General features: G+C 47.2%; 8 protein-coding genes. All 8 read left to right on the plus strand.

What is annotated here, in order from left to right; all coding sequences use genetic code 11:
* Positions 1 to 327: 327 nt before the first annotated feature.
* The 8 genes from AB6735_RS07155 (at position 328) to AB6735_RS07190 (ending at position 12,839) form a co-directional block, all read left to right on the plus strand.
* Entirely contained in the window at positions 328 to 501 is a 174-nt protein-coding gene (locus tag AB6735_RS07155) for a hypothetical protein (RefSeq protein ID WP_370995186.1), read from the plus strand.
* Positions 498 to 3,584 carry a SusC/RagA family TonB-linked outer membrane protein gene (locus tag AB6735_RS07160; protein WP_370995188.1) on the plus strand — a complete coding sequence of 1,029 codons (3,087 nt, stop codon included), beginning with the start codon at positions 498 to 500 and terminating at the stop codon, positions 3,582 to 3,584. The genes AB6735_RS07155 and AB6735_RS07160 overlap by 4 nt, the downstream gene beginning before the upstream one ends.
* 11 nt (positions 3,585 to 3,595) lie before the next feature.
* Positions 3,596 to 5,152: a RagB/SusD family nutrient uptake outer membrane protein gene (locus AB6735_RS07165; protein ID WP_370995189.1), complete on the plus strand. Its 1,557-nt coding sequence runs from the start codon at positions 3,596 to 3,598 to the stop codon at positions 5,150 to 5,152.
* Positions 5,153 to 5,510: 358 nt separating this feature from the next.
* Complete coding sequence (locus AB6735_RS07170; protein ID WP_370995190.1) at positions 5,511 to 5,921, plus strand: rhodanese-like domain-containing protein; 411 nt, start codon at positions 5,511 to 5,513, stop codon at positions 5,919 to 5,921.
* Positions 5,922 to 6,113: 192 nt separating this feature from the next.
* Positions 6,114 to 7,994, plus strand: a complete 1,881-nt coding sequence (locus tag AB6735_RS07175) for an arylsulfatase (RefSeq protein ID WP_370995192.1) — start codon at positions 6,114 to 6,116, stop codon at positions 7,992 to 7,994.
* 222 nt (positions 7,995 to 8,216) lie between these two features.
* Entirely contained in the window at positions 8,217 to 10,091 is a 1,875-nt protein-coding gene (locus AB6735_RS07180; RefSeq protein ID WP_370995193.1) for an arylsulfatase, read from the plus strand.
* A 141-nt stretch (positions 10,092 to 10,232) separates the two neighbouring features.
* Complete coding sequence (locus AB6735_RS07185) at positions 10,233 to 10,970, plus strand: thioredoxin domain-containing protein (RefSeq protein ID WP_370995195.1); 738 nt, start codon at positions 10,233 to 10,235, stop codon at positions 10,968 to 10,970.
* 285 nt (positions 10,971 to 11,255) lie between these two features.
* Positions 11,256 to 12,839: an arylsulfatase gene (locus tag AB6735_RS07190; RefSeq protein ID WP_370995196.1), complete on the plus strand. Its 1,584-nt coding sequence runs from the start codon at positions 11,256 to 11,258 to the stop codon at positions 12,837 to 12,839.
* Positions 12,840 to 12,843 lie beyond the last annotated feature (4 nt).

Here is a 12,843-nt window from a genome sequence, read left to right on the forward strand (position 1 = left end):
CTTCGGACAGCGAAGTGCGTGAAGAATTAGATAAGAGATACCTCTGCAGGAGGTGTCATGCTGAGCCCCGTCGAAGCATGGTGGGTGGGCCTTGCGCTCTACCCTTCGACGGAGCTCAGGGTGACAGCCTCTCTTGGAATAGTTAAAGAGGGGAATTAATACAACAGTAAGAACAAACAAACGATCAATATGAAAAAATAATAACAAAACCGGCTCTATAAATAAGGGAAAAGCGATCGCTTTTCCCCTCCAGAATTAAAACAACGAAACAGGGATCGATTGGCGTTGAGCCTGTTTCAATGGTGTCATTTTAAACTATTCAAATTTATGCAAAATATTGCAAAAGTTGGGCAGGGCTTTCTATTGCCACAGGCCCGGCTTGTTCACCTGGTCACGGCAACGGCCGTCCATTTTTACTACCGCTATAAAGGTAGCAGGCTCGTACTAAAAGCCTCCATATCGTCCGGTTTATTCACCAACTTAAACTACCAGGCGATATGAAAAAACTTTTATTTATTCCGCTTTTAGCTTTATTGCTTCCCGTTATTGTTTTTGCCCAGCAAACACAACCCATTATCAATTCAAAACTGGTGGGCCGGGTGTTGGATGGTTCCACCAAAGAACCATTGCCCGGCGCGGTAGTACGTATTGAAGGCACAACGCACGTAGTATCTACAGATGTAGAAGGAAAATTTAGTTTTGTTACCGGTCAGAAGTTTCCATACAAGCTTATTGTCACCTTTATAGGTTACGAAACACAATCATACATCGCCAACGGGAGCCCTGTAGAGATATTGATGAAAGACGCGCAAAGCCAGCTGAACCAGGTAGTGGTTGTTGGCTACGGATCACAAAAACGTAAAGACATTACAGGTTCCGTAGCATCGGTGCCGCAACTGGCGCTCAAACAGCCCATTCCCTCCTTAGACAGGGCCCTGCAGGGCACCATATCGGGTATACAGGTAACCCAGGCCACCGGGCAGCCCGGTGCAGGTGTTAGTGTGCAGATCCGCGGTGTGAACTCTATAAACGCGGTAGCCGAACCATTGTATATTATCGATGGTTTTCCTACCTCTAACAGTAACTCGCTGACGGATGCCGGCGTGACCAATGGTCCTAAGATCAATCCGCTGGCTTCGCTAAGTACCTCTGATATTGAAAATATTGAAGTGCTGAAAGATGCTTCGGCTACGGCCATTTACGGAACACGGGGCGCTAATGGTGTAATTATCATCACCACAAAAAAAGGTAAATCAGGTGTGTCATCTATCAATTACGATGGCAGCTATGGCTGGCAAAATGTGATCAAAACCCTGCCCTTGCTTAACTCCGATCAATGGGGCGCCTTGCGTAACGACGCGCTGGTTAACTCAGGTAAAACCCCGCAAACCGCAGCCCAGTTGAATCCATTTAACGTAAATACCGATTGGCAAAATGCAGCCTTTAGGGAAGGGAATACACAAAATCATAACTTGTCTATCCTTTCGGGCACAGACCGTACCCGCCTTGCTTTCTCGGGCAATTACATGAAACAGGATGGGATACTGCAAAATACCAATTTTGAACGTTTTGCCGGTCGTGTAAATGTAGAGCATGATTATAACGACAGGTTCAAAATATCATCCTATATCACCGGCAGCCGTATCAGCGCGCAGGTGGCGCCGGCCGGTGTTGTACCGGCGATATTACTGATGACGCCAACCACCCCGATATATAACCCGGATGGAAGCTTCTTCATGAAAAATATATTTGAGGGTAGTTATGGTAACCCCATCAATACGCTGTATAATCAAACCAATACCACTACTACCAGCAGGGTTTTGGGTAATATCTCCGGTGATTATAAGATCACACCAGATCTGACCGCCCGTGTTTTGGCAGGCGTCGACCTGATCGACAACAAACAAAACCGTTATTTACCGTCCACCGTTTATGAAGGCCAGGGCTATTCGGGTATTGGCGAAGTAGGTACGCTGAATTCCTTTAACTGGCTGAATGAAAACACGCTGACCTATACCAAGAAACTGGGCAGGAGTAATCTGAATGTACTGGCAGGTTTTACCCAACAAAAATTTAAAGCCGAGGGCGCCATTACCGGTTCATCGGGTTTCGTAAGCGATTACGATACATATAACAACCTGGGCTCGGGCAGTATTACATCCATTTCGGCTGGTGGTTTTGCTATCGCGCCGTCGTCATCAACCAACACCTGGGCATTAAAATCATACCTGGCCCGTGTTAATTATGGCTTCGACAGCAAATACCTGTTAACGCTGACCTTGCGTGCCGATGGTTCATCCAAATTTGCACCAGGACATCAGTGGGCGTCATTCCCCTCAGCAGCTATCGCCTGGAATGCTTCGAGCGAAAATTTCCTGAAAAATGTGGAGCAGATCAGTCAGCTTAAATTCAGGCTGAGCGCCGGGCAAACCGGTAACAGCGATATCCCGGCATATCAGTCGTACTCCCAGTTGGGTTATTACCGCTATAACTTTGGTAACACCACCGTGGCCGGCTTTGCCCCTAACAGTTTGGCCAATCCCAACCTTACCTGGGAAAAAACAACCCAATATGATTTTGGCTTCGACCTGGGTTTGCTGAAAGACAGGATCACACTTACCGCCGATATCTACTACAAAAAAACAACCAACCTACTGCTGTACCTGCCCTTACCGGCTACCAGCGGACTTACCATTATTACCAATACCGCCATCACCAATCCGCAGCAGTATGAAAACGTGGGTTCGGTACAAAATAAAGGTTTTGAGCTGAGCCTGAACTCGCATAACCTGATCGGTTCATTTGTGTGGAACACCAGCCTGGTATTCGCGGTGAACCGTAATAAAGTGTTGAGCCTGGGTGGCAATGGAGTAAACCAGTTTATCCCGGATTCGTCCCTGCCTTCCATCTTAAAAGTAGGTCAGCCTATTGGTTCATTTATCGGGTATAAAACCAACGGACTGATCCAGGCGGGCAGCCCGGCGCTTACCCCGGCTGCCAATATTTCGCCGGGCGGACAAGCTTATGTCGATATCAATGGAGATGGCAAGATCACGCAATCAGCTGATAGGGTGATCCTGGGCAACGCGCAGCCTAAGTTTACAGGCGGCCTTACCAATACGTTCTCCTATAAAGGTATCGATCTGAGTGTCTTCCTGCAAGGTTCGTATGGTAACAAGATCTACAATCAGCAACGCAACGTGCTGGAACTGGGCACGGGCTATACCAATGCTAGCGCCACATTGTTGAACCGCTGGACACCAACCAATACCAATACTGATGTACATAGCGCTTTCCAGGATCCCGCACCAACCATTTCCGACAGGTTTATCGAAAACGGATCGTATCTGCGCTTAAAAAGCCTGAGTTTGGGCTATACCATCCCAACATCGGTGGTATCCAAATCGCCTATTAAAAAGATCAGGATCTACATAACCGCGCAAAATCTGGCCACCTGGACCAAGTATACCGGGTATGATCCGGAGGTAAGCAGCAATGAACAGTCGGCCATTACATCAGGCGTGGATAACGGGGCTTATCCCAACAGTAAATCCATTGTTGCCGGGTTAGGTATCACCTTATAATATGACCAAACATGAAACTCCATAACATTAAATATCTCATTATACTGTTTGCTTTTGGCGCTACCTCTTGCGCCAAACTGAATGAAGATCCGCGATCTTTTATTCCGGCAAGCCAGTTCTATAAAACACAAGCCGACGCGGTAGCCGCGGTTACGGCTGCTTACTCGCTGTTAAACGCGGGTTCCAACTCCATACAAACACCATACAACACCCTGTTCAATACAGGTATGAACTTTATGGCCGATGACGAAGGACCCGGTCCGGGCGCTACCAATGCAGATGTGCGTTCACAGGCGGTGCTGGGACATTCATCATCAGGTTTACGTATCCTGCAGATCTGGCAGCAGCATTACGCGGCTATCAAAAAAGCCAACATTGCTATTGATACCATACCGCACATCCAGTTTGACGCCACCCTGAATAAAAGACTGGTGGCCGAGGCTAAATTTTTACGTGCCTTGTTTTACTTTAACCTGGTACGTTTATATGGCGATGTGCCGCTGGTGCTGCATGATCAAACTTCTATTAATTTGTCAGATCTGCAAGTTCCCAGAACAGCTGCCGCGACGGTTTACAAACAAATAGAAACCGACCTGACGGCTGCCGCGACTGATCTGCCAAACGCCTATACCGGTGCGGATGTTGGCAGGGCAACGGCTGGTGCAGCTAATGCGTTACTAGCCAAAGTTTACCTGACCGAACGTCAATGGGCCAAAGCGGTAACCCAGGCCGAAGCTGTGATCAATGGTCCATACGGGTATGATCTGTTCACCAATTATGCGGATGTGTTTTTGCCGGCCTCTAAAAATGGGAAAGAACATATCTTCTCGGCCCAATTCAAAGCCAATTCGCAGGGACAGGGGAACAACCAGGCGCCACGATCGATCCTCAACGCAATACCGGGTATGGTAAGCAGCTATGCCGACCAGGTTGTGTTTTATTCAGTGCCTGACGCCACTAAACCAAGTGGGACAGACAAATTCTTCAGCATTTATAAATTGTATCCTGCCAATGATAAAAGAAAACGTGTAAGTTTTGTTACCCGTTTCCAGAGCCCGAGCACTAATCTTTGGTATGGCAAGCTGAATGATAACAGCATTCCGGGTGATTCTACACCGTTTTTTAATAAGTATTATGATCCCAATGTGGTTGCCAACGAGGCCGAGTCGGGTGCCAATGTGCCTATCATCCGGTTTTCGGAAGTATTGCTGATCCATGCTGAGGCCGAAAATGAGCTCAATGGACCAACAACAAAAGCGTATGCTTCGGTTAACAGGGTGCGTAAGCGTGCCGGACTGGATGATCTTTCGGGCCTTACACAGGCACAGTTCCGTGACGCGGTTTACCTGGAGCGTCGCCTGGAATTTGTGTTCGAGTACCAGCGCTGGTTCGATCTGATCCGCGAGCGTGATGCCAACGGCAATGGTATACTGGAAGCCAGCTTGCTTAAAGTGGGCAAAACTAATGTGACTAAAGGGGTAGGGGGCAAATTTTACCTGTTCCCGATACCGCAGCAGGAAATTGATAACAGTAATGGCAAGCTTACACAAAACCCGGGCTGGCAGTAGGACCAAGCAAATAGTAATGGTTCATGAAAAGGCAGGTATCAAACTTAAAGGTAAATCGCATAGCCGACTCACCGCGACATCGCTACGCTTGTCGCCCCTCTCTTCAGCTTCGCTGGAAAGAGGGGCGTGGGAAGCTTTTTTTCCACCCTCTTTCCGCCGTAGGCGAAGAGAGGGTGGTCCAGCGAAGCGTAGACCGGGTGAGTCGATTCTGGAATCAGATGTCTTTTTATGGGCTATTACCCTCAAAAAGGACTGTCACCCTGAGCTTGTCGAAAAGGCGTGCGCAGAGGCCTGCCCACCATGTTTCGATGGAGCTCAGCGTGACATCCTTTTTAATTGATAACATGAAAAAATATATATGAAAAAGTTCACCATCATCACCCTGCTGCTTTTTTTTGCAAGCACCGCTTTACGGGCACAGCAAACAGCTTACGTACAGACTCACTCAGGTAAAATCACGGTAACACCGGCGATTGAAAAAAAACTGCTTGATGATGTAGCGCAAGGTAAAGCATACCTGGTAGATGTGCGTACGCCCGAAGAGTACAACCAGAAGCATCTGAAATACGCGGCAAATATTAATATCAGATCGGCTGATTTTGCCGATCAGATCAAGAAGCTGGATAAAAGCAAACAAGTATACCTGTATTGTCATTCTGGTAACCGGAGTGGCCGAGCAGCCGATTCGCTACAAACATTGGGCTATCATTTAAGCTATAACATTGGCGCGCTTGACAGTTTAACCAAAGCAGGTTTCCCGGTACAATAGTTAATAACTAAACTAAATGATATAACATTGAAATCAGAATCAAACAAAGCGTTGGCTGTGTGCGGTTCCCCTCTTGAGAGGGGGGAGGGGTGTGTTCTTGTACGATTGACACACCCCAGCCAACACACTATTCATCGCGCCCCCTCGGGAGGGAAACTATCTATTCGCTAACATCTAAAATAAAATCATATCATGATACATTTAAAAGTACTCAGCTCAAAGCCACCTCGCTATTTTAAATCGGGCAGTGGTAAAATATGGCCTGTTGCCTTGCTTATCGGTATACTCGGTTTGCAAAGTGTAAAGGCTCAAAATAGTCAGCCATTTGGCGGCACGGTAGGGAAAACGCTTAATGATTCAAAGGAGTGGTGGCCCGAGCCTCATAAAGCGCCTGCCGGTGCGCCAAACGTGTTGTGGATCATATTGGATGATGTGGGTTTTGGCGCTGCAAGCACCTTTGGCGGTATCATCAAAACACCCAATTTTGATACGCTGGCCAACAATGGACTGCGTTACACCAATTTCCATACCGCGGGTATCTGCGCGCCAACGCGTTCGGCCCTGCTTACCGGGCGTAATCATCATTATGTGCACGAGGGCGGATTTTCGCATGTAGTTTTATCAGCCGGTTTTCCTGGGTATGACGGCCGCATCCCATCAGATAAAGGAACGGTTGCGGAAATACTGCGCGAAAATGGTTACAATACCTTCGCGGTAGGCAAATATGGCTTAACGCCAGATGAGGACGCTACCGATGCCGGTCCGTTTGATCGCTGGCCAACGGGTAAAGGTTTTGATCATTTCTTTGGATTTTTGGGTTCGGCGACGGATCAGTACAAGCCCGATCTGGTAGAAGACAACGCCCATGTGACTCCTGATGGCCGTCACCTGAACGAGCAGATCACGGATAAAGCCATTTTTTACCTTACCCGTCAGCATAAAGCAGCGCCCGATAAGCCTTTCTTCCTGTATTATTCGCCGGGAGCAACCCACTCGCCACACCAGGTAGCCAGGGAATGGAGCGATCTGTACAAAGGTCAGTTTGATTCTGGTTGGGATGATTTCCGCGAAAAAGTGATCGCCCGTCAGAAAAAACTGGGCATTATACCGGCTTATGCTAAATTACCTGAGCGCAATACCCGTATCCCCGCCTGGAAATCACTTCCACCGGCAGAGCAAAAACTCTACGCCCGTTTTATGGAAGTGTATGCCGGTTACCTCACTTATACCGATCATGAGGTTGGCCGTTTATTGGGTTATCTGAAACAAAGCGGTCAGCTCGATAATACCCTGGTATTTGTCATTATCGGCGATAATGGCGCCAGTAAAGAGGGTACCCTGCATGGGGAGATTAACCCCAAAAAGAATTCGGCCAAATTGCTTGCCGAGGCTCCTTACCTAAAAACAAACATCGAGGATATTGATGATATCGGTACGCCGCAAGCTTCAACTAATTACCCGCTGGGCTGGGCGCAGGCAGCCAATACACCGTTTAAATACTGGAAACAGGATGCCAATTCTGAAGGCGGTACCCGTAACCCGCTCATTGTGTACTATCCAAAAGGTATTAAAGATAAAGGAACCATCCGCACGCAGTACGGTCACGTGATCGACGTGCTGCCAACTACATTGGAGTATACCGGTATTAAACTGCCCGAGTATATCAGAGGGATTAAACAGGATACGCTGCAAGGCACATCGCTGGTTTATTCCTTTGATCATCCGGAAGCCGCAAACCGGCACAAATTACAGCATTACTACATATTTGGCTCACGCTCCATTTATAGCGATGGCTGGAAAGCCGAGGCAGCACACCATCCGGATTATGTGGAACTGAACGACTTCACTGTCGGCAAAAACGTTCCCGATATCAGCTTTGATGATGACGTATGGGAACTGTACAACCTGAACGATGACTTTAACGAGCGTGTCGATCTGGCTAAAAAATATCCTGAAAAATTAAAAGAGCTGAAAGCGGTATTCGAGGAGCAGGCCCAAAAGAATAACCTGTATCCGTTTATTGATTGGTACGATGTGTATCACCGGAGGATACATCAGAATTATAAGAAATAGACTTTTGAGGGGGAGCAAAGAGCAAGGATAAAAGGAGCAAGGATAAATAGACCAAAGAACAAGGACAAAATAAAAAACGCGTCATTGCGAGGTACGAAGCAATGACGCGTTGGGACTGTAGCGTTCCCCACCCTCTTTCCAGCGAAGCTGGAGAGAGGGTCAACGAGCGTAGCGATGTTGGGGTGAGTCGACTTAACATAAATCAATATTAAACCTATCCATATGAAACAAGATCATAATAAAACGTTCGTGGCAATAGTAATTGCCCTGGGTTTTGCGCTGCCGGCCGTGGCGCAATACGGCCCCGTAGCTCCGGCCAATATACCGCCATCAACTCCATCAACTTACAAAGGCGTGGTGGGTAAAACCCTGGCCGAATCAAAAGAATGGTGGCCCAAACCGCTTAAAGCGCCCAAAGGCGCACCAAACGTAGTGTGGATATTGTTGGATGATGTGGGTTTTGGCGCTTCGGCCACGTTTGGCGGGCTAATCAGTACGCCAAATTTTGATACGCTGGCCAACAATGGCCTGCGTTATACCAATTTCCACACGGCAGGTATTTGTGCGCCGACACGATCGTCATTGTTAACAGGGCGTAACCACCATTATGTGCATGTGGGTAATTTTTCGCATGCTTCAACGGCGGCTGGGTTTCCTGGTTATGATGGGCGGATCCCGGCCGATAAAGGTACCATTGCCGAAAACCTGCGCGAAAACGGATATAGCACTTTTGCGGTAGGCAAGTGGGGCGTAACACCCGATGAAGATACTACCGCCGTTGGTCCATTTGACCGCTGGCCTACCGGTAAAGGTTTTGATCACCACATCGGTTTCCTGGAATCGGCTACCGATCAGTATAACCCGCCGCATTTGGTGGAGGACAATTTCCATATCAAACCGGATGGCCGCAACCTGAACGAGGTGATCACAGATAAGGCTATCGCTTATATTGATGCCGCACACAAGGCCGCACCAGATAGGCCGTTCTTTCTGTATTATGCGCCGGGTGCCACCCATGCCCCGCACCAGGTAAGCAAGCAGTGGAGCGACCTGTACAAAGGCAAATTTGACGAGGGCTGGGATGTATACCGTGAAAAGGTTTTTGAAAATCAGAAAAAAGCCGGCTACATCCCTGCTTATGCCAAATTACCCGAACGCAACGAGCGCATACAAGCCTGGAAAAGCCTGCCACCGGCCCAACAAAAACTATATGCACGTTTTATGGAAGTGTACGCGGGATACCTTACCTATATCGACCACCAGGTTGGCAGGATGATCAGTTATCTTAAAGCATCCGGTCAGTTTGATAACACGCTGGTGTTTGTGATGATAGGAGATAACGGCGCCAGCAAAGAAGGGACTTTCCACGGGGTAATCAATCCAAAGAACTCGGCATTGACCACACCTGAGGCCGATTATATCAAAAAGAATGAAAGCGATTACGAATCCATCGGTACACCAGAGGCATCAACCAACTACCCGCTGGGATGGGCACAGGCTGCCAATACGCCGTTTAAATACTGGAAATCTGATGCCGATGCAGAAGGTGGTACACACAACCCGCTGATTGTTTACTATCCAAAACTCATCAAGGAGAAAGGCGGTATCCGTAACCAATATAGCCATGTATCGGATATATTCCCCACCACTATTGAAGCCGCAGGCTTAAAGCTGGCCGGGTATATTAAAGGTATTAAGCAGGACACGCTACAGGGCAAATCATTGTTCAGCTCGTTTAATAACGCGCAGGCGCCATCGCTGCATACCAAGCAATACTATTACATCTTCACTTCCCGCTCCATTTATAAAGATGGTTGGAAAGCCGAAGCAGCGCATCGCCCGGATAATATCGATCTGCTCAATTTTCCGCAGGGAAAAACCATTCCGGAGCGTAATTACGATAAGGATGTATGGAAACTATATAACCTGAACGAGGATTTTAACGAACGCATTGACCTGGCTAAAAAATATCCCGAAAAATTGAAGGAGTTAAAAGACTTGTTTGATGCCGAAGCTAAAAAGAACAATATCTACCCCTTTATTGACCGCGATGATATCAACAATAAAAGGATCCATCATTTGGAAAATAACGAATAAGGTGGTGAGTAGTGAATGGTGAGTGGGGAGTTAAAAGAGTTAAGAAGTTTTTAAAACTTCATAAGTCGGGCTATTTGCATTTATAAATTTCTGTCTTGATACATGATACTAATTACTTGATACTAAATAGATACTAAAAACATGAAAAAATTAAAAAGCTTTTTGCTGGCGGTAATAGTTGCCGCCACCGGTGTTGCTAACGTGCAAGCCCAAACCGATAAACCACTGTTATCATTAGAGGCTTTTGCTGCCAAACTGAAGCAATCTAAAGATGCGCAGATACTGGATGCCCGCTCAGGCGAAGAATTTACACAAAACCACATCAAAGGCGCTATTAATGTAAATGCGAAAGCCGCCGACTATCAGCAGCGACTGAATGACCTTTCCAAAGACAAACCAACCTTTGTATACTCCATTGCCAATGGCCGCAGTAAGGTTTTATCCAATGAATTGCGCGCAAAAGGATTTAAGGATGTAGAAGAGCTTCCGGGCGGTTTAGCCAACTGGATTGGTTCAGGCTATCCTATTGTTTCGACCACTAAAAAAGGTGTTTCTTTAACCAAGGCACAGTTTACCGAGCTCACCGGTTCATCGCAGCTGGTACTGGTTGATTTTGGCTCAAGATATTGCGGCGCCTGCAAAAAACTGGTGCCTGTACTGGATTCGCTGAAAGCTAAAACCGGCTTTACGCCAAAGATCATTAGTATTGAAGTATATGACAATACCACTTTGGCAAAGGAGCTTAAAGTAAACGTATTACCAACCCTGGTACTGTATCAAAACAAAAAAGAGGTTTGGAAAAAGCAGGGATTTTCGTCGGTTGCCCAGGTTGAGGCCGTGGTGAATCAAACCAAAACTGGTTTAGCCAGTGTGAAATAGTTTGCTAAACGACTCACCCGCCCGTTGCTTCACTCGGGCACCCTCTCTTCGCCTACGGCGGAAAGAGGGACTTTTTAATAAAAGTTGTCATTCTGAACGGAGTAAAGAATCTAATCGGCGGTTTTGTATATAACCTAATAGATTCTTCACTCCGTTCAGAATGACAAAATAAAGAGATTAGTGTTCCTACCCTCTTTCCGCCGCAGGCGAAGAGAGGGTCGACAAGCGCAGCGATGTCGGGGTGAGTCCTCGCCAGTTTGCAATTTTGAGTTTATATATACCACCATGTTAAAACGTTTACCATTCCTCATTTTATACCTGTGTTATACAGGCATTACCTTCGCACAAAAGCAATCGTCCAAACCCAACATTGTGATCATTTTAGCCGATGACATGGGCTTTGCAGATCTGGGTTGTTTTGGTTCGGAGATCCATACACCCAACATCGACCGGCTGGCCCGCGAGGGCTTAAAAATGACCCAGTTTTATAACGCTGGCCGGTGCTGCCCTTCGCGCACCTCTTTATTGACCGGTTTATATCCGCACCAGGCCGGCGTAGGCGATATGGTAAAATATAAAGGCTCGCCGGCTTATCAAGGCTATCTGAACGATCATTGCGCGACCATTGCCGAATTGCTTAAAAGCCAGGCTGGTTATAATACCATCGTATCGGGCAAGTGGCATGTAGGTTTGCAGCCATCAGCATTGGCTTTTAATCGCGGGTTTGACAGATCATTTACTATGCTGAATAATGGCAGCAGCTACTTTAATTCGGCCCCGCTATATAACGATGGCAGCAAGATCACCTTTATGCTAAACGACCGGGAGATCACAAGGAACGATACTTCTAAATATCTCACCCAGGCTATTACCGATTTCGCTAAACAATCCTTGGAAGAGATCAAAGGTGATAAGGCTCCCTTCTTTTTATATGTGGCCTACAACGCCCCGCACTGGCCAATCCAGGCATTGCCGCAGGACATTGCCCGTTACAAAGGCAAATACCTCAAAGGATGGGATAAGCTGCGCAAACAGCGTTATGAAAAGTTGTTAGCCAGTGGTATTATCAAAAAGTACTGGAAACTATCAACCCGTGACAGCCGCGTACCCGACTGGGATTCACTATCGCCCGAAGAAAAAGATAAATGGGATACCCGCATGGCCATTTACGCGGCAATGATAGATAGGATGGACGCCGGTGTGGGCGAGATCATGAACAAGCTGAAACAACTGGGGAAAGATAAAAACACCATCGTGCTTTTTGCATCAGACAATGGTGGCAGTGCTGATGAAGTAAAAAGTCTGGCTACCGTGATTCAAATGAACGGTACGCCTGGTTCAGTAAATTCTATCGACAGTTACGAAATCCCCTGGGCTAATGTGAGCAATACACCGTTTAGGTTGTTTAAAAGAAATACGCATGAGGGTGGTATAGCCACACCGTTTATTGCCTGGTATCCGGGTGTTATCAAAGCGGGCAGTACCAATACGCAGCCTGCCCATTTTATCGATGTTATGCCTACCTGTCTAGATCTGGCGGGTGTTAACTATCCGCAGGAATTTAAGAACAGGCAGTTGACACCATTGGAAGGGTTCAGTCTGAAAAACGTATTGCTCAACAAACCCTGGAATGGTCACGATGCCATCTTTTGGGAACATGAAGGCAGCCGGGCCATCCGAAAAGGGAACTGGAAACTGGTTGCCGAAATAGACCAGCCCTGGGAACTATATGATCTTGACACCGATCGTTCTGAAACCAACAATCTCGCGGCCAAATATCCTGCTAAAGTAAAAGCCCTCGAAGCCGAATACCTGCTATGGGCGCAAAAAGTTGGCGTGGTTGACTGGAACAAGATCAAATCATTGTAACAAA

The organism is Mucilaginibacter sp. RCC_168 (genome assembly GCF_041355315.1).
Taxonomy (GTDB): Bacteria; Bacteroidota; Bacteroidia; order Sphingobacteriales; family Sphingobacteriaceae; genus Mucilaginibacter.

What these genes read in the sequence shown, in the direction of transcription:
- AB6735_RS07155 (WP_370995186.1), top strand. Translation starts at nt 328, where the DNA reads ATGCAAAATATTGCAAAAGTTGGGCAGGGCTTTCTATTGCCACAGGCC.
- AB6735_RS07160 (WP_370995188.1), top strand. Translation starts at nt 498, where the DNA reads ATGAAAAAACTTTTATTTATTCCGCTTTTAGCTTTATTGCTTCCCGTT.
- AB6735_RS07165 (WP_370995189.1), top strand. Translation starts at nt 3,596, where the DNA reads ATGAAACTCCATAACATTAAATATCTCATTATACTGTTTGCTTTTGGC.
- AB6735_RS07170 (WP_370995190.1), top strand. Translation starts at nt 5,511, where the DNA reads ATGAAAAAGTTCACCATCATCACCCTGCTGCTTTTTTTTGCAAGCACC.
- AB6735_RS07175 (WP_370995192.1), top strand. Translation starts at nt 6,114, where the DNA reads ATGATACATTTAAAAGTACTCAGCTCAAAGCCACCTCGCTATTTTAAA.
- AB6735_RS07180 (WP_370995193.1), top strand. Translation starts at nt 8,217, where the DNA reads ATGAAACAAGATCATAATAAAACGTTCGTGGCAATAGTAATTGCCCTG.
- AB6735_RS07185 (WP_370995195.1), top strand. Translation starts at nt 10,233, where the DNA reads ATGAAAAAATTAAAAAGCTTTTTGCTGGCGGTAATAGTTGCCGCCACC.
- AB6735_RS07190 (WP_370995196.1), top strand. Translation starts at nt 11,256, where the DNA reads ATGTTAAAACGTTTACCATTCCTCATTTTATACCTGTGTTATACAGGC.